At 45.3% G+C, this 24,221-nt stretch carries 20 protein-coding genes; 8 read left to right on the forward strand and 12 right to left on the reverse strand.

Going from position 1 to position 24,221, the window contains the following annotated elements:
• Nucleotides 1-157: 157 nt before the first annotated feature.
• From yidD to H579_RS0119035, 3 genes are read left to right on the forward strand one after another with little or no spacing between them, the layout of a single operon-like run.
• On the forward strand, nt 158-592 hold the full coding sequence (yidD, locus tag H579_RS30005) for a membrane protein insertion efficiency factor YidD (protein WP_084624230.1): 435 nt from the start codon (nt 158-160) through the stop codon (nt 590-592).
• Nucleotides 579-1,013: a DUF1289 domain-containing protein gene (locus H579_RS26620; protein WP_036566829.1), complete on the forward strand. Its 435-nt coding sequence runs from the start codon at nt 579-581 to the stop codon at nt 1,011-1,013. Before yidD ends, H579_RS26620 begins: the two co-directional genes overlap by 14 nt.
• Nucleotides 1,014-1,026: 13 nt before the next feature.
• On the forward strand, nt 1,027-1,620 hold the full coding sequence (locus H579_RS0119035) for a MiaE family protein (RefSeq protein WP_051228026.1): 594 nt from the start codon (nt 1,027-1,029) through the stop codon (nt 1,618-1,620).
• Nucleotides 1,621-1,730: 110 nt separating this feature from the next.
• Here the strand turns inward: H579_RS0119035 and H579_RS0119040 are convergent, their stop codons facing one another.
• The 3 genes from H579_RS0119040 to H579_RS0119050 form a co-directional block, all read right to left on the reverse strand.
• Nucleotides 1,731-2,147 (reverse strand): SufE family protein, encoded by a 417-nt coding sequence (locus tag H579_RS0119040; RefSeq protein ID WP_028301975.1) that lies wholly within the window; start codon nt 2,145-2,147, stop codon nt 1,731-1,733.
• Nucleotides 2,148-2,224: 77 nt separating this feature from the next.
• Nucleotides 2,225-3,430 carry a M20 aminoacylase family protein gene (locus H579_RS0119045; protein ID WP_084624232.1) on the reverse strand — a complete coding sequence of 402 codons (1,206 nt, stop codon included), beginning with the start codon at nt 3,428-3,430 and terminating at the stop codon, nt 2,225-2,227.
• The gene (locus H579_RS0119050) at nt 3,430-4,758 is read right to left on the reverse strand and encodes a tyrosine-type recombinase/integrase (RefSeq protein ID WP_051227929.1); all 1,329 of its coding nucleotides are present in this window, start codon (nt 4,756-4,758) and stop codon (nt 3,430-3,432) included. The genes H579_RS0119045 and H579_RS0119050 overlap by 1 nt, the downstream gene beginning before the upstream one ends.
• 382 nt (nt 4,759-5,140) lie before the next feature.
• On the opposite strand from H579_RS0119050, the gene H579_RS0119055 reads away from it, so the two are divergent.
• Nucleotides 5,141-6,151 carry a DNA-binding protein gene (locus H579_RS0119055; protein WP_028301978.1) on the forward strand — a complete coding sequence of 337 codons (1,011 nt, stop codon included), beginning with the start codon at nt 5,141-5,143 and terminating at the stop codon, nt 6,149-6,151.
• 124 nt (nt 6,152-6,275) lie between these two features.
• On the opposite strand, the gene H579_RS26625 is transcribed toward H579_RS0119055, so the two are convergent.
• The 5 genes from H579_RS26625 to H579_RS0119080 form a co-directional block, all read right to left on the reverse strand.
• Nucleotides 6,276-7,337: a DUF2157 domain-containing protein gene (locus tag H579_RS26625; RefSeq protein ID WP_051227932.1), complete on the reverse strand. Its 1,062-nt coding sequence runs from the start codon at nt 7,335-7,337 to the stop codon at nt 6,276-6,278.
• Nucleotides 7,338-7,413: 76 nt separating this feature from the next.
• Nucleotides 7,414-8,100: a DUF2161 domain-containing phosphodiesterase gene (locus H579_RS0119065; protein ID WP_036566833.1), complete on the reverse strand. Its 687-nt coding sequence runs from the start codon at nt 8,098-8,100 to the stop codon at nt 7,414-7,416.
• Nucleotides 8,101-8,178: 78 nt separating this feature from the next.
• A complete protein-coding gene (locus tag H579_RS0119070; RefSeq protein WP_028301980.1) occupies nt 8,179-8,913 on the reverse strand; it encodes a pseudouridine synthase in 735 nt (244 codons plus the stop codon).
• Nucleotides 8,914-9,047: 134 nt separating this feature from the next.
• Nucleotides 9,048-10,637 carry an ABC-F family ATPase gene (locus H579_RS0119075; RefSeq protein WP_028301981.1) on the reverse strand — a complete coding sequence of 530 codons (1,590 nt, stop codon included), beginning with the start codon at nt 10,635-10,637 and terminating at the stop codon, nt 9,048-9,050.
• A gap of 220 nt (nt 10,638-10,857) precedes the next feature.
• Nucleotides 10,858-11,691 carry a substrate-binding periplasmic protein gene (locus H579_RS0119080; protein WP_028301982.1) on the reverse strand — a complete coding sequence of 278 codons (834 nt, stop codon included), beginning with the start codon at nt 11,689-11,691 and terminating at the stop codon, nt 10,858-10,860.
• Between the two features lie 206 nt (nt 11,692-11,897).
• Here H579_RS0119080 and H579_RS0119085 point away from each other — a divergent pair, with 206 nt between their 5' ends.
• The gene (locus H579_RS0119085; RefSeq protein WP_028301983.1) at nt 11,898-13,196 is read left to right on the forward strand and encodes a pyridoxal phosphate-dependent aminotransferase; all 1,299 of its coding nucleotides are present in this window, start codon (nt 11,898-11,900) and stop codon (nt 13,194-13,196) included.
• Between the two features lie 54 nt (nt 13,197-13,250).
• Here the strand turns inward: H579_RS0119085 and H579_RS0119090 are convergent, their stop codons facing one another.
• Nucleotides 13,251-15,233: a RecQ family ATP-dependent DNA helicase gene (locus H579_RS0119090; protein WP_245583310.1), complete on the reverse strand. Its 1,983-nt coding sequence runs from the start codon at nt 15,231-15,233 to the stop codon at nt 13,251-13,253.
• Between the two features lie 265 nt (nt 15,234-15,498).
• On the opposite strand from H579_RS0119090, the gene H579_RS28155 reads away from it, so the two are divergent.
• The gene (locus H579_RS28155) at nt 15,499-17,985 is read left to right on the forward strand and encodes a putative bifunctional diguanylate cyclase/phosphodiesterase (protein WP_051227935.1); all 2,487 of its coding nucleotides are present in this window, start codon (nt 15,499-15,501) and stop codon (nt 17,983-17,985) included.
• A gap of 209 nt (nt 17,986-18,194) precedes the next feature.
• Here H579_RS28155 and H579_RS0119100 read toward each other — a convergent pair whose 3' ends face one another.
• From H579_RS0119100 to H579_RS0119110, 3 genes are all read right to left on the reverse strand, one after another.
• Nucleotides 18,195-19,235 carry a site-2 protease family protein gene (locus tag H579_RS0119100; protein ID WP_157834664.1) on the reverse strand — a complete coding sequence of 347 codons (1,041 nt, stop codon included), beginning with the start codon at nt 19,233-19,235 and terminating at the stop codon, nt 18,195-18,197.
• 161 nt (nt 19,236-19,396) lie between these two features.
• Nucleotides 19,397-21,466: an ATP-binding protein gene (locus H579_RS26635; RefSeq protein ID WP_084624234.1), complete on the reverse strand. Its 2,070-nt coding sequence runs from the start codon at nt 21,464-21,466 to the stop codon at nt 19,397-19,399.
• Complete coding sequence (locus tag H579_RS0119110) at nt 21,456-22,079, reverse strand: heme NO-binding domain-containing protein (RefSeq protein WP_157834665.1); 624 nt, start codon at nt 22,077-22,079, stop codon at nt 21,456-21,458. Before H579_RS0119110 ends, H579_RS26635 begins: the two co-directional genes overlap by 11 nt.
• A gap of 204 nt (nt 22,080-22,283) precedes the next feature.
• Between H579_RS0119110 and H579_RS0119115 the strand changes: the two genes are divergently transcribed.
• Together H579_RS0119115 and H579_RS0119120 are read left to right on the forward strand one after the other, a co-directional pair.
• Entirely contained in the window at nt 22,284-23,369 is a 1,086-nt protein-coding gene (locus H579_RS0119115) for a methyl-accepting chemotaxis protein (protein WP_028301987.1), read from the forward strand.
• A 270-nt stretch (nt 23,370-23,639) separates the two neighbouring features.
• Nucleotides 23,640-24,125: a GAF domain-containing protein gene (locus H579_RS0119120; RefSeq protein WP_028301988.1), complete on the forward strand. Its 486-nt coding sequence runs from the start codon at nt 23,640-23,642 to the stop codon at nt 24,123-24,125.
• The last annotated feature ends 96 nt before the right edge of the window (nt 24,126-24,221 follow it).

The raw sequence follows: 24,221 nt of genomic DNA on the forward strand, positions 1-24,221 counted from the left end.
GTCTCTTTGTTTAAGAGTAATATTGTAGGTCGGAAAAGCCGCAAGGCGCCTTCCGACAATTGAGATTGATGTCCGTTGTCGCTTCGCTTATCCAACCGACGTCCTTCATAATTACGATAAGTACATAAAAGGAACTGGACTTGATTGAGATAGCATTATGAAATGGTTGCTTAAATTACTGGTAAAATTTTATCGCTATTTTATCAGCCCAATGCTGCCTCAACGCTGTATTTACTACCCTTCCTGCTCAGAATATGCCCTGGAAGCCCTGGAAACTCACGGCGCGATTAAGGGATTTATCCTGACGGTAAAACGGATTTTACGTTGTAACCCTATGGCCAAAGGCGGTTATGATCCGGTACCAGAAAAAGGCTGTTGGCATAATGGTGTGAAGCCTATTGCAAATACAGAAACGACAAGCGATTCAAAAGCATCTTGTTGTGGCCATAGCTGTAGTGAACATCACTTCCAAGATGACAACCACGAACAGAAAGCAGCGAACAACAACGCATTTAGCAAAACAAAATTATCCAGCACCACTAATGAAAAGTTAACGACAGAAAATGAGACAAAGCGTAATGACGCGAATTGAATCCCCCTGTCTTGGGGTATGCAGTACCACTCAAGGTGATGATATCTGTCGTGGCTGTAAACGAAATTCTGATGAGATTTTACGCTGGGGTGCAATGACCTCAGAGCAGCGACAGAATATTATGCGCCGTACGGAGTGGCTGAGTGTTGATGTTGTACAAGAATATTTTCAGCTGATTGATAAAGATCAATTGGAACAGCAACTTATCAAACACAGAATCCGTTATACTAAGCACTTTGATCCTCTGTGCTGGGTGATTGATCTGCTGCGTGCAGGTGCAGGAAGAATCCAGCAAATCGAGGCTTATGGTCTGGCTTTCAAGGATCCGATGCATAATGAGCTGCAATTGGAGCAACTTTACCGGACCATCAACAAGCAGATTATTGAAAATACAGACAGGCTGATTCGTGAAAGACACTGATTTATTAGAAGAGATGTTTGAGTTCCTACCTTGCCGCACTCCGGCGCTGTGGATTGAGCAAGCGGTGCAGAATCTGGATATTCTGCTGATTGATCATGCTCAATGCGAGAAAAAAGCCGCTTCCACTGCGATGAATCTGATGTATCGCTACGTAGATCGCCCTGATCTGCTGAAAAAAATGTCTCAACTGGCTCGTGAAGAACTACTCCACTTTGAACAAGTGGTTGGCATCCTGGAAGAGCGTGGCATCAAGTACGAACATATCTCTGCAGCCCGTTACGCATCTGGCCTGCGTGAACATGTGCGTAAAGGTAAAGATGAGCTGATTGATATTCTGATTATTGGTGCCTTTATCGAAGCCCGTTCTTGCGAACGCTTTATGGCGCTGATTCCACATCTGGATGATGCACTTGCGAAATACTATCGCTCATTAGTTCGTTCCGAAGGCCGCCACTATCAGGATTACTTGATGCTGGCGAAGATGTACGCCGAAGAATCGATTGATGATCGTATCGCTTTCTTTGCTCAGGTTGAGAAAGAGCTGATCGAATCAGATGATGATACTTTCCGCTTCCATAGCGGCCCGGTGGTAAAACAAGCGGCTTAAGTCGCTTGTGCGAATTTGATTCGCCCCTGCTCCCCTTCAAGTTTAAAAAGAAAAAGCCCTGATCAGATAAATCAGGGCTTTTTTGCAGCTATTTAAGCCAGTTTCTGCCGTTAAGCCGCAGAATAAACCACTGCCAACTCAGAAATTCGCTTCAGCATCGCATGCAGACCGTTGCTACGAGTTGGACTCAGGTGTTTATCCAAACCCAGATCCGCCAGAAAAGTCGGTTCTGTTGTCAAAATCTCTTTCGGGCTACGCTCATTGTAGATTTTCATCAGCAGAGCAATCAGACCTGAAACAATCGCTGCGTCGCTGATCGCCTGCAGCTTGATTTTACCATCAGTAAACTCATGGTGAATCCAAACCTGAGACTGACAGCCTGTAATTTTGTTTTCGTCAGTTTTCAGCTCTTCAGGGAATTCAGGCAGCTGCTTACCCAGGTCAATGATGTACTGATACTTGTCCATCCAGTCATCAAAAAAATCAAACTCTTCAACCAATTCCTGCTGGGCAGTTGCAATAGACATAGATAGCCAGACTCCATAAAGGTGTTAATTTTCAAAGTATTATAACAGTCACTTCCGATCAGGTGCGGCTGAATCTGTTATTTTTTCCGACTGCTTAAACCGTGCTGGTACACCAGAGACACCCACAAGCTGGCTCCGGCCGCCAGAATATCATCATTAAAATCATAGTGCGGGCTATGTAAGGTACAGTTACCTTCTGTAGGACCATTGCCCAGCCAAAAATAGCAACCCGGCACATCCTGCAGAAAGAAAGAAAAATCTTCAGCCCCCATACTTGGTGGCAGCTTACTATGCACCTTCTTTTCACTAAGCAAGGTACTGGCAACCCGCTCTAAAGCAACAGTGGCTGTACTATCATTGACCGTCGCTGGATAGGTTCCGCCAAAAATAACAGAACCAGTAGCACCAAACCCCGCGCATAAATTTTCAACCAGATCGCTCATACGTTTATGAAGGAAGATATGTGTATCGTTATCCAATGCACGGGTTGTACCTTTTAATACAACATGATCAGGAATAATCGTTGCCATAGTACCAGCATCCATCTGGGTCACGCTAATAACACCGGACTCCAGCGGACTCAAATTACGACTGACAATACTCTGCAATGCAGTGATCAGATGCGCAGCAACGATGGTTGGATCGGTACCCAAATGCGGCATCGCCCCATGAGTGCCATTACCTTTTACTTCAATTTCAAAGGTATCCATACCAGCCATTACAGGACCATCATGTACCGCCACTTCACCCGCTGCAAGGCCCGGCCAGTTATGCAAGCCAAAAACATAATCCGCAGGGTATTGTTTAAATAAGCCCTGCTCAACCATTACCCGGGCACCGCCTTCCCCCTCTTCCGCAGGCTGGAAGATTAAAACAACTTCACCGGCGAAGTCCGGGTGTTCTGCCAAATATCGCGCAGCCCCCAGCAGCATAGTAGTGTGGCCATCATGACCGCAAGCATGCATCTTGCCTTGGTGACGGGATTTATGTTCAAAGGTATTTTTTTCATCCAAAGATAGCGCATCCATATCTGCGCGCAATGCAATCACAGGACCAGGACCACCTCTACCCTTAATCCGGCCAACCACGCCGGTTTCGGCCCAGTTCGTTGTAATCTCTATTCCCCACTCTTGCAGCTTTTCCGCTACCAGGGCTGAAGTTTGTTGTTCCATAAAAGCCAGCTCGGGATGTGCATGGATATGACGCCGCCATTTAATCATCTCCATATGGCGGCTGGAACCCGGTGTAATCACAGCAGAATTAAGTACTGATTTTGGGCTCATTAAAGTGCTTCCTTATTATGTTGTTTGTTGACTGCGTCGTGCCAAGCTTCGTCTTCAGCATGGAAGTAAATTGCAGTGGTTTCCAGCTTGCTATGACGTGCAGTTTTACTGACTAATCTCAAGTCTACACCCTGGTCCGCCAGGTGGGTAATGGCGGTGTGTCGAAACCAGTGAGTAGACGCTTCCAGCATTCTTGCGGCTTGCTCGGGTCTTGATGCTTTTATAGCGTCTGCTGCATCACTGAGCATTTTTTTACTCAGCCGATACACCATATTAGCACTGATCCCCTTAGTGCCATTAATGGAACGGATAAAAGGCGAATCATCATCAGGTTCTGGCAGATCGGTTAGTCCCAGGTGCTTGCGGTATTTAACCAGCTGTTTCAATAATGGATCAGGCACTGGAATTTCAGCGTACTTTTTACCTTTGCCCATCACCCGCCACCACCAGCGCCCCCGGCGCTGAAAAAAATCATTCATTTTGCAATCGGCCACTTCACTGGCCCGAGGTGCCAGGTAATAAAGGAAGTAAAGTAAAGTGTGTTGCCGCATCCACTCTTTGTGAATACGGGGTGATTCAAAATCATCAGGAATCTGGTTGAATAGCAGCTGGATATCCTCCAGCTCAAGATAGCGTTCGATTTTTTTCACTACGGCTTTTTTATGAGGACTTTTAATCAGCGCTAAGGGATTGCCGCGCAGATAATCCGCGTCACGCAGATAATTAAACAGTCCTTTTAATATAGTCAGTGTCTGTTTTTGACTGGATGGACTTAAGCCAGCTCGGAAGGGCTTCCACTGCTCGGAGTTTCTGGGCCGTTTTTCACCACACCAAAATGAACTTGGCTGCGGATCTTTTAAGAACTCCTGGTAATCAGCAATATCCTGACGATTCAGATCAGACAGTGCTTTGCCCTGCTTATGCCAGCACCATAATAGTAGGCGCTCTGCTTCCCGACGGTAACTACGAAAAGTCTCTTCAGAATTCTGATATTCCAGCAACCAGCTTTGTACAGCATCAAGATCGTTATTGGCGGCAATTTGCGGCTCGTGATCCAGACGATTTCTGCCCCACTGCCCTGTTAACACTTCTGGCAGTTGAGCAACCACATCCTGCATATATTCAATAGGTAGCAGATCAGTATTAACCGCAATAGAAGTGGAAACATCCGCCGCCGGATACCCAGTCTCTGCAGTACCTGCCGTTGCAACATCGACTATAGCTTTTGACCTTGTGTTACCGGTTTCATTATTTTTGCGCTGAAAACCTTCCTGCAGTAATTCACTGTCTTTTACTGATAGAAATTGCTGATCATCGTTATCAAACATGGCCTTCCTTAATTTCGACTGGTTTTGCTCTAAAACAGCCTTAACCGACTTTTTAAGACAACCACCAGCCCTCTGCTTACTTTTTAACCATACGCGTTCTATTTATTACGATTTTTTTTCGCTCGAGCGCTTTTAAGCCGTTTCTCGCCTTATTTTCGGCACCCTTGGTGGTGACAAGGCTATTTAGGTTTGTTTTGCAGGGCTTTTCTACTCTCGGGGCTAACTTGACCTCTAGTGTAACACTGTAATTTTAAAAATTCATGGTTATAGCCGTTACCGTGAATTTAAAATAATTATGATATTTTATTTAACGTATTACGTAATATGTAATATAATATACAACGCAATTAGCAATACCTATAGACGTGGGAAAACATTAAAAATGGCAAGAATTGGCATCAGTTATGACGAAGTGAAACTGGCTATCGACGAAATGCTGTCTGAAGGCCTGAATCCGACAATTGCCGGTTTAAGGGAAAGGCTGGGCACGGGCAGCTTTACCACCATTTCAGAACACCTGAAACGCTGGCGCGGTGAGCGTCAGGAAAAACCTGTTATCGCAACAGGCACCCCTGCCCCGGATGCATTAAGTGGAATGATGCAAACCTTATGGCAGCAAGCGCGGGAAGAAGCCAATAAAGAGCTGGAGCAATACAAGGAAAAAATTGATGTCGAAATGAAAACGGCATTAGATGAGAAACAAAAAGCACTGCAAACAGCCCTGGATACGGAAAACAAAAACCGCTGGCTGGAAGAGAAAAATAACAGCCTGCTTGAGCAGATCAGTGAAGTACAGAAAATCAATGGTCTGCAGGAAGCTCAACTGATACAAAAGCAGGAACAGCTTGAGCTTGCGCAACAGCAACTCGTTTCCGTAAAAGAAACAGCAAAAAAACAACACGAAGAAATTCAGCAGGAGAAATCCGCCCTGAATGATCAACTGAAAGAACATCAGGATAAAGTGCTGGAACTAAGTAAAGAGTTCCAACAGCAATTAAAAGAGGAAAGAGATCGCGGCGAGAAAAGTGAGCAACACTGGCTGGCACAGCTGGATAGCGAACGCCAGAAAGCCAAGCAACTGTCTGAACTCTTGAGTGCAGAAAAAGAAACACAGCAGAAAGTCTCTGCATTGATGGAGTTGCTGAAAACACGCCTGGAGCAGATCAATAATCAGCAGTCAAAACTGGCCGAGCAAATTACAGAGCAAAAACAGGCTATCAGCAGTGAACTGGAACAATACAAACAAGACAGCCAGCAAGCTCTTGAACAACAGCTGCAGCAACAGTTACAACAGCAATTAAAACAAGAGCTGGGAGAAATCAGTGCTCAGCTGCAAAAACTAACGCCACCCTCTTCAACGATATGGGGTGTAAACTGGCAGGATATTTCTTAATGTACTGAGCTAACACAACAAAGCTCTTGCAGCTAAACAAAGAGCAGAACAAAAAATGGCTCTTAGCAAAATTGACTGAGAGCCATAGCGGCGTTCGTTAAGATAGCTTTACCGTTAGAAGCCATTAATCCTGATTTGGCTTTTTATTCAGCCCCAGCATATTCAGATGCCAGATCTGTTCTGCTCGGCTACCCAGATACCAGAAGCTAATACCTAAAATCGCAAAGAAAATCGCCTTATGAGTGCCATCCCAGAAATACTCAAAAAAACGGGTATATAGATTTATAAAAATAAAGGTGATTCCAAAGCCACGAGTCATACCATCATCAAACTTGATACCGTGCCAAATTGCGCCAATAGCCGCTAACCCAAATAGCAACGACCAATGAAATAGCTCAATTTGTCTTGCCCTTTCCCAGCTATCCACATCGCCGTAGTTACCAAAAATCGACATAAGCCAAAGTGCGATAAATAGATACAACAGCCCTACGGCTCGGGTCGGCCGTAGAAATCCAGATCGGCTTTGCCACTGAGTGAAGACAAAATTGCCCGCAAAAATCAGGACCAAGCCCAAAAGCACAAAACGCACGGGATAGTTCATGCCCAAATAATAGGCACCCCAGCCGGAAACATACCCCGTCCTGGCACCGAACCAACTGGCCAGAGAAACCAAACAAAAAATCCAAACCAGTTTCGAAGGAAACCACAGCCCCAGTGCACCGTAGATAATCACCCCTAATAACAGCAACATGGAAAAATCATCCGACTCGGTTTCAAGCGCCCCGCCAAAGAAATAGATGGACATTGCAGTAGCAACAACCCCGAGGAAAAATATCGCCTCGTTACTGAATACTTTTTCAGGAGTGATATTTTTACGTCGAATACCCCAGGTATATAGAAGAGTGGCAATGACAACCATGCTGATACACTTGGTGGCCTCGGTCGCATTGAAAAGTTTTTCCACCAACTCCATTAGCCATTCGTCAGCCAGAGCAGAAAAGAAAGCAATCAGGGTACTAAAGATGGCTAACCAGAAAGAGTATTGGGCTGCACGCTGCCAATCAAAAGTACTGACTTGGTAGGATTCACGCAGTTTTTGTTCATCTTCGGCACTGATCAGCCCCCTTTCGGACCACTGCTCCAGCGCTTTATTGAGGGTTTTACCCTCTTTCTTCGATACCTGCATAGCGAATTCCTTGTCTTGAGATTGCTTAAAGATATGTGATTAGATTTGATTGCGCTGGCAAAACGCGTTAGCCGTATTATTGGCTTGTTTTGTTATCACTTTCAGCCAGGCGTTTAACCCAATCATCAATCTCATTTTTACCGCGAGGCGATAAGTGGTAGATGCCTTTGCCTTCACGATCAAACCAGCCATACACATCACGGTAAAGAATATCCCGTGCCTTTTCAATTCCCAGAGTTTTGGCAATATTCGATGCTTTAACGGATCCGTTTTCCTTAAGGTATTGGGCAATCGAAACTGCTTGCTGACGATAAGCTGTTATCGTGCCTGTGCGCTTATTTACACCGCCAAGATTTGGATCGCCTACCCGCTTGGCAAATTCTCCTAATAAGCGCTCTTTTTTGTGCCCCACTTCTCTGGGTTTATATTCCGCCGGATCAAGCAGGGTTTTAACATTGTTTCGACTATCGACTACTAATAAACCAATAGCCAACATTTTCAATAACTTGAGAATGCGCTTGTATTGGTTATTCAGGCTTTTGCACTGCTTGGGAGCTGCGATATACACCTTAGAGCTGAAGGCTAATCGATCAACAGATTGCAAAATCACACTCAGATTAAAACTCAGTTTCAGCTCGACTATGACTGGGGTTTCTCCCCCTCGCACCGCTACCACATCGCAGTTATGAATTTCGCTTTTGACCTCATAGCCCTGGGCTTCAAGAAAGGCTTTTACTGGTAGATAAAGATCAGACTCTTTCAAAGCACCTCCTTCAATGAGACTTTATTGAAAACTGTATATTTAAACAGTATTCGATGAATTCGCAATAAAACTACTATTTCAGCATTCCATAATGGTATTAGGCTCTTGTTCCAACAGCGCAAACTCTTCTTCCTTTAAAAAACGCCACTGTCCCGGCTCCAGCTCACTATCCAGCTCCAGCATACCTATTGAATGACGATGCAATTCAATGACCTGATTACGAAAATGACCAAACATGCGCTTAATCTGATGATAACGGCCTTCAGTCAGCGTGATAATAGCTTGATAATCATTGAGAATTTCCAGCTCGGCTGGTCGAGTGGTGATACCTTCGTAAGCAAAATAGATACCCTGCTGGAAAGTTTTGCGGTAACTGCCATAAATGGGATTCGCTAAGGTAACGTGATAACGCTTACTGATATGGTGGTCGGGATGGGTGAGTTTTTTCGAGAAGCGGCCATCATTGGTGAGTAGTAACAAACCAGAAGTATTAAGATCCAAACGCCCCACATGATGCAGCTGATCTTTATTGGGATGATCAATCAGATCCAGAACCGTTTTGTGCTCATCATCTTTAACAGCAGTTACGACACCAGCTGGTTTGTACAGCATAATATACAGCGGCTGATTATCCTGCAGTACCCTATCGTCCAGCTGGACATGAGTAAACTCATCAATAGGCTGACTAGCACTTTTTGCGGGTTGATGATCAAGAAAGATACGCTTTTGCGCCAGCAACAGCCTGATATCTTTGCGATTAAACTCAGAATGCTGACTGATAAAACGATCCAGACGATGACGCTTGGCAGACATGATTCTTATAAGATATTGAGCTACTTTAAATAGCGAGTTTGTGTAGAAAGAAGAACCTGTAATAAGCACAGGCCTGATAAAACTAAGCCCGCAACTGATATCAGCTACGGGCTTTTAGACTTACCTACCGGATATTACTGAATACCCTGACTCTTCAGGTAATCATCATATGTACCATGGAAGTCCACAATACCTGTCGGCGTCAACTCGATAATACGAGTTGCCAGCGAGGATACAAATTCACGGTCGTGGCTGACAAACAGCAGCGTGCCTTCGTAGTTTTCCAGCGCCAGGTTTAAGGACTCAATGGATTCCATATCCAAGTGGTTGGTTGGCTCATCCATCAGCAGGATATTGGGGCGTTGCAGCATGATCTTACCGAACAGCATACGCCCCTGTTCACCACCGGAGATCACCTTAACGGATTTATCGATCTCTTTCTGGGAGAACAACAGACGACCCAGAGTACCACGAATGACCTGCTCGTCATCACCTTCCTGGCCCCAATCGCCCATCCAGTCCAGCAGTGTTTTATCTTCTTCGAAGTCTGAAGCATGATCCTGAGCGTAGTAACCCAGCTTGTGGTTTTCAGACCATTTCACCTCACCGGCATCCGGTGTCAGATCACCCACCAGACATTTCAGCAGGGCGGATTTACCGATGCCGTTAGGGCCGATAATGGCGATACGCTCACCCACTTCAACCATCAGGTTCAGATCAGAGAACAGTGGCTCTTCAAAGCTCTTTGCAACACCTTCTACCTGAAGGGCCAGACGGTGCAGCTTCTTCTCTTGCTCAAAGCGGATATATGGGTTTTGACGGCTTGAAGGCTTGATCTCGTCCAGTTGAATCTTATCAATCTGCTTGGCACGAGAGGTGGCCTGCTTAGACTTGGAAGCGTTTGCAGAGAAACGGCTTACGAAGGCTTTCAGTTCAGCAATCTGAGCTTTCTTCTTAGCGTTATCTGCCAGTTGACGCTCACGGGCCTGGGTCGAAGCCGTCATGTACTCATCGTAGTTACCGTGGTACAGACGCAGTTCACCGTAATCCAGATCAGCCATATGAGTACAGACACTGTTCAGGAAGTGACGATCGTGGGAGATGATGATCATGGTGCAGTTACGCTCGTTCAGCACCTCTTCCAACCAACGAATGGTGTTGATGTCCAAGTTGTTGGTCGGTTCGTCAAGCAGCATGATATCAGGATCAGCGAATAGTACCTGGGCCAGCAGTACACGCAGCTTCCAACCCGGTGCTACCTCGCTCATAGGGCCATAGTGTTGTTCAGTAGGAATACCCACACCCAACAGCAATTCACCGGCACGGGATTCCGCAGTGTAGCCGTCCATTTCAGCAAATTCGCCTTCCAGCTCACCGGCACGGATACCGTCTTCTTCGGTCATATCTGCTTTGGCATAGATAGCATCGCGTTCTGCTTTAATCTTCCACAGCTCGTCGTGCCCCATGATTACTGTATCAATCACACTGTATTCTTCGTAAGCAAACTGATCCTGTTTCAGTTTACCGATACGTTCATTGGGGTCTTTAGACACGTTGCCTGCTGTAGGCTCCAGATCACCACCCAGAATTTTCATAAAGGTGGATTTACCACAACCGTTCGCACCAATCAGACCATAACGATTACCCTGGCCAAATTTAACGGAAACGTTTTCAAAAAGTGGCTTAGCGCCAAATTGCATGGTGATATTTGCAGTGGTTAGCAAGGCTTAGACCCCATAAATTCGTGATTCAACAGCCGTGTACATAAAGATGATAGAAACGGACTGCTATTGAAAGCGCGCTATTATGCCAGAATGCTCTTGATATGTCAGAGGTGTTGCCGAGATAAAAGGAATTTCCGGGGTTATTTTTCCTCGGTCTTTTCTTTGGTAAAGTGCAGATCACTATCATTCGAGACCCCAACCTGCAGGCTCTGCTCAAAATTCAGGATGATTTGCTCCAGCTCGCCGCTGTCCTTGAGTGCATCAAACGCTTTAGTGAACTCGCGAATAAAATCAGACCGGTAGGGATATTATCGAAAGAAAAGGCAAGATAGCCCTGCTGAGAGCTTAAAACACTCATCTGGACAATCTGGTCTGGTTTTATATCTGCCGCTTCCTCAACCAGATTTTTCAGATCCCAGAATACGGACATGCGTGAATTTACCAGACAGCTCATTCTACCGGAAGCCAACTTTAATAGGTTGCCGCGGTTACTAATACCCTCTTCTATATGGTAAAACCCCGAATGATGTTTACCCCAGAAATCATCCTCCAACAGCAGGTAACCTGGATTAATACCGACCACAGCCCCTGCAAAATCTTCTGGCCAGTGCAATTTGACACGATTTAGGCTTTTTTTCAGACCCTCCACATAGCGTCGACTGCAAAACAAAGTTACCTGCTCCTCCAATAAGGGGGGCGAGTAATCAGAGAGATAGGGCCTTTTATCCGGGAAGTAGTACGGTGGAAAAATGGCAAAGCCTGTGCCCTCTTGCATCATGGCCAGCCCCCGACGCCAGGGTAAAGGCCGAACAATCACTTTATATTTAGGCATCCTGGCAAACACCGCAGTCAAGATCTCTGGGTAAAGTCCAGCAGGCTTAAACCCCTCGCGATAGGAAAACGGCGGATAATTATCATCGGCTATAATCTCAACCTGAGTGACAGCATGAGCGCTGCTGTATGGCAGGACTAACAATACAACCATCAGCCCCCAACGCAGATAGCGACCCAATAATCGCTGCTGCAGAAAATAACAGAGTAGATTTAACTGCATATCCGCTCCTTTCTGATCAATCTATTCATTCTTGCCATAGAAACGTCCACAGATAAAAAATCAGCATTGAACCCATTTCAAAACATGCGCAAGCCAAGTCTTATCTATACTGATCACAGGTAAATCAATATGCTTACCTGGTGTCAGTAACAAATATTGAGCTATCTTTTTCTTATTATTCAGCATAGCCCCAAAAGGATTTAAGTATGGATCTTGATAGAGCTTTTTCTCCAGCAACGCATATTAATCTGAATATTCGCGGTATGCGTCAATCTGCGACCGTTGCGATAAACGACCTTTCTAAACAGATGCTAAAAGACGGCCATGAGGTATTTAAGTTGGGTCTGGGTCAGTCTCCATTCCCTGTGCCTGAAATTATGACTCAAGCTTTACAGGAGAATGCCTTTCAAAAAGACTACTTGATGGTGAAAGGCCTGCCTGCACTCCGGCAGTCCATTGTTGATTATTATGAACGCACTCAGGGTCTGGACTACAACCCTGATCATGTATTAGTTGGTCCAGGTACAAAAGAGCTGATGTTTATTCTGCAGCTCACCTATTATGGTGATCTGGTGATTCCAGCGCCAAGCTGGGTGTCCTATGCGCCCCAAGCAAGAATTATTGGTCGTAAGTTACATTGGCTGCCAACGGCGATAGAAACCGGTTTAGGTGTCACGCCCGACGAGCTGGAGAAACTGTGTCAAACTGATCCCGATCTGCCCCGTTTGATGATTCTTAACTATCCCGGCAACCCTACAGGCATGACTTATAGCGAGGATCAACTAAAAGAGATCGCAGAAGTCGCTAAAAAATATCGGGTGTTAATCTTATCTGATGAGATCTACGGCGGCGTCACTTTTTCCGGTAATCATGTCTCTATCGCCCGCTTCTATCCTGAAGGCACCATTATCAGTAATGGCATCAGTAAATGGGCCGGGGCCGGAGGTTGGCGTTTAGGTGCCTTTGTTTTTCCTGAAAGCCTCAGCTGGCTGCCGGAGCCTATGACGTCTGTAGCCAGTGAGACCTTTACTTCCACTTCAGCACCGATTCAGTTTGCAGCAATCAAGGCCTACGAACAAAGTGCAGAAATGGATAGTTATCTGGAACATTGCCGGGAAATTCTGGCCGCATTGTGCACGGATGCCTGGCGTCAACTCACTGCGATCGGTGTAGAGCTGGCAGAGCCAAAAGGTGGATTTTACCTTTTCCCGAATTTTGAACCTTTAAGAACGGCCATTGAAGCGAAAGGCATTACCAGTAGCATGCAGATGTGCGAACGCCTATTGGCTGAAACCGGGGTGGCTTGCTTACCGGGCAGTGTCTTTGGCCGTCCCGATAATGAGTTCTCTGCCCGTATTGCCTGTGTCGACTTCGACGGGGCTGAAGCTTTGAAGGCAGTAGCAAGGGGCAACCCGGTTGATCAGGCGTTCCTGGAAATTTATTGTTACCCCGTTGTAGAAGCCACTCGACGTATCTGCCAGTGGCTTACACAAGATGATGCATGATCAAGAGAATGGTGAATAGCCTCAAGCGACCTAATCAGCAGAGCCATACTGACGTTACAACACATTTATAGCGAGCACTTTCTCTCGAATCTCAGTATATCTCTGCGCTTCACAACTGCCAAAACCGGGTGATTGGCGCACTTTGTTACGAGTAAACACCGGGCCGGTCAAACCAGCCAGAAAGCGACAACAGCTTTCCAGGCTGGTTTGCTCTCCTGTCTTAGAGGACAGATGCTGAATAAATCCGCTCAGGTTAGATATCAGCTGAGAATCATCGGGCCATCTTGGTGGCTGGCTATAATCCAACTTGGCGACCTGACCACGACAAACCGAGCAATGACCACACTGCTCCGGTGCAGCTCTATCATCAAAATAACGGGCCAGGTTATAACTCAGGCAGCGATCTAACTGGAAAAAGCGTACTAAGGTACCGATACGCTGGATCTCTTTTGTTTCCTTATCATGGAAGTACTGCTGTAACTGTTGCGCCAGATCTTCCGAATGGATTTTTTCACTATCAACCCGAAAAACCTCTGTCATCTTGCTGGCAGACATCTCTATCATGCCTTTTTCCTGTAGATACTCCAGCGCACTGATCACCCTTGCCCTGTCTGCACCATAATGCTGGTAAATAAGGTCAAAGTTTGGTTGTCCCCAGACCTTTTTCATATCGGTGTTTTTAAAGACAGCCTGAAGGAATGCCTGACGCTCCCCTTGAAACTGTTGCAAGATATCCTGCTGACTAACAGAAAAACGATACTTAAACTCGGCAAAATAAGAGTAAAGCGACTGCAAAACGCCCATCAACTCAAGTTGAACCAAGAGTGTTTTTAACGGCAGCTGGCGTACATTGGTAGCATTAGACAGAGTGACAAGTTGCAATTCCCATTTATCATCTGCCGCTTCAGTACGGATATTATTGATTACGGCTTCAACCGCATTAAGCTCTGGCGTATCACCGTAGACAAAGTTCTCCAGCACCGGAATACCATCCAGCTCAGCCAGAGTAATGCAGTGAGACAACTGACCATCACGCCCCGCCCGACCAATCTCCTGACTGTAGTTTTCAATGGATTTTGGCAGATCAAAGTGGATGACAAAGCGAATATCGGATTTATCAATGCCCATACCAAAGGCAATAGTCGCGACAATCACCTGGGCATTACCAGACATAAAATCCTGTTGAATCTGCTGGCGTTTTTCATCGGGCAACCCCGCATGATAAGCCTGCGCATTGATACCTTGTTGCGCTAAAAAATCAGCAATCTGCTCAGCACTGTTTTGCAGCGTAACGTACACAATACCACTGCCCTGTTGCTGACTCACCAGTGACAATAGCTGCTGCTTTTTGCCACCAGCGCCAGTATTAACAGGCAAAACAGTTAGATCCAGATTATTGCGATAGAAACCTGTCTGAACGATATGCTGTGGCAAAATATTAAACTTCTGCGCCATATCCCGCTTAACCTTGGCTGTCGCCGTAGCGGTCAATAGCAACACCAAAGGAATCTTTAACTGCTGCTGATAGCTGGGTAGCTTCAGATAATCCGGACGGAAGTTATGACCCCACTCCGAGATACAGTGAGCTTCATCAACCACCAACATAGAAATAGGTATGGTTTCGATAAACTGGCGGAAACGCTCGTTTTTAAAACGCTCGACCGACACCATAAGAATTTTTAGCTGACCGGAGCGAATTTGCAACATCACCTGCTGATGCTGTTCAGAACTTAACGTCGAATCGATACTCGCAGCTGGAATGCCTTTTTTCTGCAAAAACTCAAGCTGATCTTTCATCAATGCTAATAATGGCGATACAACCAGTGTCAGATTAGGTAACTGCAACGCGGTAAACTGATAACACAGGGATTTACCAGAGCCGGTGGGAAATATCGCTAACGAAGAATGCCCCGATAACAGCTGTTGAACGGTTTGCTCCTGCCCATGACGAAAACCATCAAAGCCGAAAACCTGCTTTAAGTCTGCTATCCATTTAGGTGCCACTAAGCGATTAGTCGCCATGTCGATGTTTTCCATGCAATTCTACTCTTTTAGTGTTTCGAGGGTAGCCACTCAGTTTCTAGGGAAGCTTGTGATATGCGCTGTCATTCCAGATAAACACAATGTTTAGGTATAGAATGTGTATCGTTCTTTAAGATGGGAAGTTAAACCAAAGTTACAAAAAACATACTTTTTTCGCCGGAATAGTAGCGACTAAATCGGTAGAATTAATATGCCTAAAGCTTAATGCAATTATCCCTAAATAATAAAAAACCCCCCTTATAAAGAAGCCATAAGCCTAATGACACGTTATCTATCCATTAAAAGCAAGATTCACCTACTAACTATGCTGTTAATTATTTTTACAGCAATTGGTACTTTTGCTATCCAGACCTATCAAATGTGGCAGGATATGGAAGAACGTCAGTTTACGCAATTGCAATCCATGACAGAGTTACTGGATCAGCAGTTATCAGGCTATCAAAGTTTGATTATACCAGAGCAGTTAGCATCATACGAAGAGCAACAGGGTCACCTTAATCAGCAGTTACAGCCTATTATTGAGCAACTACTTCAGGCGTTTCCTGGCTATGGTGCAGGTTTTTACAGCAAGGGCCTACAGAGTATTGTTGCATTCGGGCCTAACTTCGATCGTCTTGGATTGAAAGATATCCGAGAATCTTCCAAGGCACGTATTGTTTATGACACACTGCGCCCTTATCGCTTTACTTCTTTTTCCCAAACCCGTCAGGCGAGAGTATTAGCTATTATTCATCCGATTATTCGTGATGGGCATGCTATTGGTCACATCTGGGCTAATGTAGCAGCACAGGATTTTCAACAGATGTTCTGGCAGGTCATGCTCAAGCAGCTGCCAGTTTTCTCTCTGATTATCCTGGTCGGACTGTTGGGCACCCACCTGGTGGTTGGCCGCTTTCAGGAGAGCTTAAGTGTTTTCCTGCATCGGGTTAAGGGCCGTGATTTGGATACCAGAGGTGCGCAGCAGTTTACGGGAGAATTACAGGAAATTTACACCGAGGTGTCCAGGGCATATCAACATATTTCAGACAGTGAAAAACGTTTTAAGGATGTTATTGCTGCGTTTGATGAGATTGTGTGGGAAACCGACGCTCAGGGGTGTTACACCTATATTTCCCGGGATGATCAACAGTTATACCGGCATGCCTTAAGAAATGAAGCGCTCTCCTATCATCCGACGCCCAAAAACTATATTGGCCATTCCTGCTTTCAGCACGTATACACAGAAGATGCCGAACGCGTGAGATCTGCCTTTAAAGATGCCATCAACGAAAGGCGTCCTTTCTATGATATTGAGTTCCGTTGCTCAACGGGTAAAGGTGAGATTCGATGGTACAAAAGTAGTGCCGTCCCGATCAAAAATACCCATGGACAAGTACTGGGCATGCGCGGCGCGACACGTGATATTACTCATAGCAAGCAACAGGAAGAGCAGATTCGCCATTTGGCCTACCACGACCCGCTGACAGATTTACCCAATCGTTTAGATTTTGTGCAGACGTTGGCCAGCTTGATCAGTCGCAGGCAAAACCTGGCCGTGCTATTTATTGACGTTGATCGCTTTAAAACCATTAACGACTCTTTGGGACACCCCTTTGGCGATGAGGTTCTCCGAGTGGTTGGTCGAAGACTGCAAAACCTATTACCCACAGGTGCTCTTTTAAGCCGTTTCGGCGGGGATGAGTTTCTACTTGTTGTCCCCGACTGTTTAAAAAAACAAGCAGAACTACTGGCAGAAAGCCTGATCAATGACTTTCATTACCGACCTATGGCCGTGAAGGATCGCAATGTTAATCTCACGGTCAGTATAGGTATCTCTCTCTATCCTCAACACGGCACCAGCTCCGAAGAGCTAGTAAAGAATGCTGATGTAGCCCTGTATCAGGCAAAACAGTCAGGACGTGATGGTTATCAATGCTGCCAAGCAGAGATGACACAGAGAGCCAACGAAAAGCTGGAACTGGAGCAAGAGCTGCGCAGTGCGTTAAAACATAACCAGTTCTTCCTGGTTTACCAGCCGCAGGTTAATCCTGAAACAGGTGCTGTCTATGGTGTAGAGGCCCTAATCCGCTGGCAACACCCGGTAAAAGGCGTTATCTCCCCTTTCCACTTCATTCCTATTGCAGAGGAAAGTCAGCTCATAGTCTCCATTGGACAATGGGTGTTACAACAAGCCTGTTTACAGGCAAAAGCCTGGCTGGATGCCGGGCACCCGGTCAAGATGGCTGTCAATGTTTCCAGCATCCAGTTCAATCAGGATAATTTTATCGAGCAGGTTAAACACACTCTGGAACAAACAGAGCTACCTGCAAAGTGGTTGGAACTGGAAATTACCGAAAGCGTGGCGGTAAAACATTTGGATTGGGTAAGAAAACGCCTGTTATCCCTAAAAGCTTTGGGAGTTAACCTGGCTCTGGATGATTTTGGTACCGGCTTCTCCTCTCTCAGTTACCTGAAGCAGTTTCCAATCGATAAACTTAAAATCGATCGCACTTTTATTATGGACATCTGTCATGACAGTGATGAAACGGTGATGACAGAAGCGATCATTCAGATGGCCCACGGTTTAGGTATGCGTGTTGTTGCGGAAGGGGTTGAAGAGAGTATTCAGCTTGATTTTTTATTAGCCAGACACTGTGAGTTAATTCAGGGTTACCTTTATAGTCCTCCCGTAGCCCCCGACCAGTGTTTAGCATTAATACAAAGTGGCTTTAGCTTAGATTCCACAAAAGCAGAGCACGTAATTTAACGTTACCAGTAGAAGCCCCACTTAGCCGATGCATCCAACACGTTAGGACACCGGCATAAATATTTCTGTGCTTTCTGGCCTGCGGCCCGGAGAGCACAAGGATATAAATGTCAGAATTTTTTGGTTAGTGCCTATATAAATGGACTCAAAACAAGCAGTCAAATGACCGCCTGTTTCGTCATAACGCATTTATCAGCTAACAAGCAGAATCAACTATTCAGAATCTTTAGCGGCAGGCCTAGAATGGAGTCTCCTGTTCCCGCCAGATAGATAATAATGCCGACCAGACCTGAAACAGTCGCCAGATACCAGATAACCGATACAATCTGGCCATAGCGATCCAGTGGTAACAGGTGGCTTTGATGCCTATGCTTCCATTCAAAAAAGATTTCAACACTGCCAATCAGCAGTAAGAAACCTAACAATGCTAAGCCAAGGCTATAACTGATTAAGACACCCAGTCCTGCCCCGAGTGCACATAACACTAATCCAACCACACTATTCATGGAAAAGCTGACGCTTTTTAAGATGTGACCACCATCCAAGGGCAAAATTGGTAGCAAGTTAAATAAATTCAACAGACTGTTAAATGCAGCTATACCGGCGAAAAAGATCTCTCCTGTGATCCAGTAAGCCAATAAGGCTAACACAGACATTCCCAGGCCAAAAAACGGCCCCATCATAGAGATTACGACATCCTGCCAGCGGGTATTAATCTTGCCATCACTTAACGCAAGTCCTCCCATAAATGGAATCAGATAGATCCCTTTTGTTGGCATGCCAAAGTACTTCATTGCCCGAACATGGCCATATTCATGTACAACCAAACAGGCGATCAGACTGAGAGCAAACGGCAGTGAAAATAACCAGGAATAGGCTGCAAGGCTGGCGCCTGCCAGTACTACCTTGATCACCTTGGCACTCTTGAACAGCTTAAACCCCAGAGAAAGCATACCGATCATACTGGTATCCCTTTTCACCTTTGGCTTTACCGTCGGAGTTTGACGCTCAATATCCTGTACACCACGCTGGCCTTCTGTAACCAAGCCATCGTTGACCGTTAACTGGTAATTAAAGTCAAAGGGTTGCCAGTTTAAGTTAAAGCGCAGGCTGCAACTGATCTTCTGCTCGTTATCACCCTGTCTTTGCAGCAGCTCGAAATTCAGTTCAAAATCACCGTCAGCGTTACCATCCGCATTTTTTCCAGCGACAGGTTTATTATCCCAATATAAAACCTGCCAGCCTGCCATTGAGGCCTCTAAACGTAAAGGGCGCCCCAAAAACTCAGTATTTAATAGTTCCACATTAAAACCGTTATCTATTAAGGAATTGCGTCCGCTATTATGCCGAAAAATGCTTCGTTCGGCAGGTTTAATCTGCCGTTACCAGATCACTTAAGCTAATGACCCGGTTACGCAATATCCAGTTGTTGGTGCAAAGCTTGCAGTAACGACAGTGCCTGATCAAACTCGAACTGATTCACCTCGTTGGCAATATCTTCGATAGTTTCCTGCCAGGATGAACCACTGCTGGACTTTTGTAATTGCCCCATTAACTCAAGGCAATCAGTATCACCAGACTCAAGCATTTCAATCAGGTGAGGGATTTTATCTTCAAGCAAACGGCCAAGATCATTATCAGCAGAAGGATCAATTTCAGGTTGCTCTTGACTCTCCTGCCACAGCTCAACCTGTTCAAATACCGTAATAAACTGCTTCCAGGCTAATACTAACTGCTGCAAACAGGTACCAACATTTGAAAAGTGTTCTAAAGATACTTTTTCTATCTCTTCGGCAACTGTTGCCAACCCCTTTGCGCCAATGGAGGCTGCTGCGCCTTTAAAGCCATGTGCGACTGCTTTTATCTCAACAGGATCTTGAGCTTGCATCAGCTGATTAAAGCGCTGATCGATACTGCGATACTCAGTGGCAAACATCTCCAATAATATTAAATAGAGGCTTTCATCTCCTCGAATTCTTTCCAGTGCTTGCGGCACATCCAGCACTCTAGTATCAATATTGAGTTGTAACAGACCCGAACTTTCCACTTGTGCAAACTCTTCCGTAGTTGTGGTTGATTGTTGAGGTTGATCCGGTAACCATTTTCTTAGCATATTAAAAAGATTTTCCGGCTCTAAGGGTTTACTCAGGTAATCGTTCATACCCGCTTCCAGGCTTTTTTCCCGATCACCAGAAATAGCATTTGCAGTCAGCGCGATAATAGGTAGTTGTTTAAACCGGTCTTGTTTCCTAAGTTCCTGTGCAGCCGTATAGCCATCCATAACGGGCATTTGAACATCCATCAACACCAGATCAATCTGCTCACTTTTCTGCTCAAGTAACTCCAGGGCCTGGATACCATTTTCTGCACAGATGACCTCAAAGCCATACTTTTTAAGCAGAGCCACACTGACCTGAGTATTTATTGCATTGTCTTCAACTAACAAAATAGTGTTATCACTGCAGAGAGGTTCTTCAGCCCCATCTGAGCGGTCATAAGAAAACTCTCTGGCGCTCTGAGTCCCGGAGATAACTGAACCTGCACTGACATCCTGACCATGCAACACACCTACGGTATCCGAGGCAATTTCAAAAGGCATATCAACCGTGAAAACACTACCTTTACCTTGTTCACTGGATACCTGGATATCACCATTCATCAAAGCACACAACTGCTTACAGATCGCCAGCCCCAGTCCGGTGCCTCCATAATGACGGGTTGTACTGTCATCTGCCTGAGTAAAGGCATCAAATAACTTTTCTTGCTGAGCTTCACTGATACCAATACCACTATCAGTAACACTAAAGCGTAAGATGAGGGTTTGTTCGCTTTGCTGTAACGGTTTAACACTGATATTAACCTGGCCGTCAGGGGTGAATTTGATAGCATTGCTGGCCAGGTTGGTCAGAATCTGGCTTAGGCGCAGAGGGTCACCAATCAGATGGTCAGGGATTGAGCAATCCCGGGTAATCAGAAAATCAATTCCCCGCTCTTCAGCCTTCTGCTGATTGACGGTAAAGATCTGTTCAAGAATATCATCCAAGTTGAACTCAGTGCGTTCAATAGCCATATGGCCGGATTCAATCTTAGAGAAGTCCAGAATATCGTTAATTAATGCCAGCAAGTTCCGCGCTGACAACTGGATTTTCTGCAGATAATCTCTCTGCTCATCATCCAGATGGCTATCCAATACCAGATAGGTTAAACCTATAATGGCATTCATTGGCGTACGAATTTCATGACTCATATTGGCAAGAAATGAGCTTTTATGCTGATTAGCCTGCTCTGCACTTTGCAGGGCTCGCTGTAGCTCTTCCGTACGCTCCGTAATCAGAGACTCCTGAGACTTTAGCAGGGCTTTCAGACTTTCATTGGCCATAAAAAGCTCAGACGCTTTGGCTTCCAACAGCATCTCAGCTTCTTTCCTGGCGGCTTTTTCCCTCTGTAATCTGCGCTTATAACGCTCCGCTTCATCCATCATAACTGAGCATAATCACAAAAGTGGTAGAATAGTAGTCATCAGTATCTGACGATGAGTAACTGACTTCCACCTGTTGCTTAAAATGTTGGGCACATCCCTTGATTAACCCTAGGGCTAGCTGAGAGAAAGGCCGTTTAGAGCGATATGTCATCTGTAATTGATCTGGAGATAAGCGTTCAGTGGAAAACTTGGGGAGTTCAGCTTGAGGATAGAGCTTTAGCACTTCCTTATGTACGACAGAATCGATGGTTTCCAGAAAATCCAGTACATTATTCTGGTCTTCCACTAATACAGGGTACCTGGCAACTAATTTACCAAACAGGTGTTCGCCAAAAGCAGAGATCAGATCATCAATGGGGACGTTAACTGTTTTGCTTAATGTCACTACCATCTTAATCATATCGGTATGTTCATAGTAGCCGACAGAGGTATAAGCTCCTGAGGTGCTAAGATCTGGCGTATCCAACACATCATCCAACACATCGTCGGAGAAACGTTCCTCTACCATTTCAACAAATTCAGTAAAAACAATACCTAACATATTCACCCCACCCTGGATAAAAGTTCGCTCTAAGCGCTCAATGCCATGGTAGTCATGACAATTTAACTTCACTCTGATTAAGCTTCTTCAATATAGCCAAATATTTTTTGACCTTGATCAATAAAAGCATCACTATTAGTAAGCGTAGGTAACAATGAGTAAAGACACCAAGCTCAGTATCTATTCTAATACGTACGTAAGGCAATAAAATATAAATAAAAAACATAATTGCGCGACTTTATTTACACATAACCTACTTTAGGGTCAGAGGATATCATGCTATTCAACGGTAAGCTCAAGCAAGAAAACGACCGGCTGAAAGAAGAGCTGGCGCAACTCAGAAAACAGCATCAGGATGAGATCAATCAGCTTCAGGAGCTTATTGCCGAAAAGGAAAATCATATTCGCCATGTTCAAAAGACCTCAGAAGATTATAGCCGGGTTATGCCCTGCATTCTAAAAGGCGGTGCCATGTTGGGCACTATTCGTGAAGGTTTGGCAAGTACCGCAGAAAATTTGGTAGAAGAGCGTAAAGAGCAGAAAAAGCTTGACGGCATCTTTGAACAAACCCGTCAGGCATTAGGCAGACTGCAAACCCGAGCAAATCACATCAATGATCACGCTGGTAAAAGCATGTCCGCCGTGTCAGTACTGGATGAAACAGCAACTTCTATCAGCAAGCTGGTTTCATCCATTCAGGAAATATCGGATCAGACGAACCTTTTGGCGCTTAACGCTGCCATTGAGGCTGCGCGAGCCGGTGAAGCCGGACGCGGTTTTGCCGTAGTGGCTGATGAGGTACGTCAGCTGGCCGCAAAAGCCCACGAAGCAAGCAGCGGCATTGAAAAGCTTGTGATGCAGGTTATCACTCAAACTAATGGTATTAAAACCATGGTTGATGAAAACCAACAAAGTGCTGCGGAGGTATCGGCCTCCTCTGCTCAGATTGATCATGTTGTTGAAGAGGTGCTGGATCGCTCTCAACATATGCAGGCTGTTATTAGCAATGCGACCACCGCAGCATTCCTGAATACCGTTAAGCTGGATCATGCTGTATGGAAAAACCAGGTGTATAGCCATGTCGATCGACAGGCATTTGACGAAGTGGTTAATGCACACACAGAATGTCGCTTGGGTAAATGGTACTTTGAGGGATATGGCGCAAAACATTACAGTCATTTACCCAGTTTCCGTAATCTGGACGAGCCTCATAAGATGGTACATCAGTCGGGTCGTGATGCACTTAAAGCGGGTTTGGCGGGCAACACAAAAGAGATGTTGCGTCATCTGCAAATTATGGAAGATGCCAGCCTTAAAGTGGTGAACTGTATTGATCAACTGCTAGCCGATACGTCCAAGTAGTTTTTCACTTTTAGGATAGAACAGCCATTCTGGTGTCAACAGACGCCAGAATAAATATTCACCTTATTGACTCCTCTTACCTCATTGATTTTACTGACTTCTAACTGCATATCCCTTGCTTTTGTCTTGTTTGTCTACTGTCATTTAGCTTATCAGTACTGTCCCCCGCTAGCTTTGCGGATCCGGGGTTAAACGAGTATTATCGTCTTGTTTACATTAAAGTAACTGCTCCAATGGGCAATACTCACAGTCACTATTAGAACGATCCCCATGACAGAAACACTTAATTTTGATAATAGCGCGGATAAAACCAGCCAATATCAGCAACTGCTTCCACAGCTTGAAGCTCTGATTTCAGGTGAAGACGATTTGATCGCTAATCTGGCCAATATCGCAGCAGCCCTTAAGCAGAGTATGAATTTTTTCTGGGTTGGTTTTTATCTGGTGAAATCAGAAGATATGCTGGTACTGGGTCCTTTCCAAGGCCCGATCGCATGCACACGAATTCCCAAAGGGCGTGGCGTCTGCGGAGCTGCTTTTGAACAGGGTCAAACAATACTTGTACCCGATGTGGATGCTTTTCCGGGTCATATCGCTTGCAGTAGTGATTCAAAATCTGAAATTGTGCTACCTGCATTCAAAGATGGAAAGGTCGCCCTCGTGTTGGATGTCGATAGTGACCAGCTGAATGATTTTGACAATACCGATCAACACTATTTGGAACAGCTTATGGAGATTATCTCCCGTAAGCTGTAGATTTGTCTTTTCTTTAGCCAGGAAGAATCGTGTATCAGGGTATTCTTCCTGACTTGCCATCCGGACTATTCATACTTGCCAACGCCTTTTCCTTCA

Origin of the sequence: Oceanospirillum beijerinckii DSM 7166, from assembly GCF_000422425.1 — a bacterium.
Classification (GTDB): domain Bacteria; phylum Pseudomonadota; class Gammaproteobacteria; order Pseudomonadales; family Halomonadaceae; genus Oceanospirillum; species Oceanospirillum beijerinckii.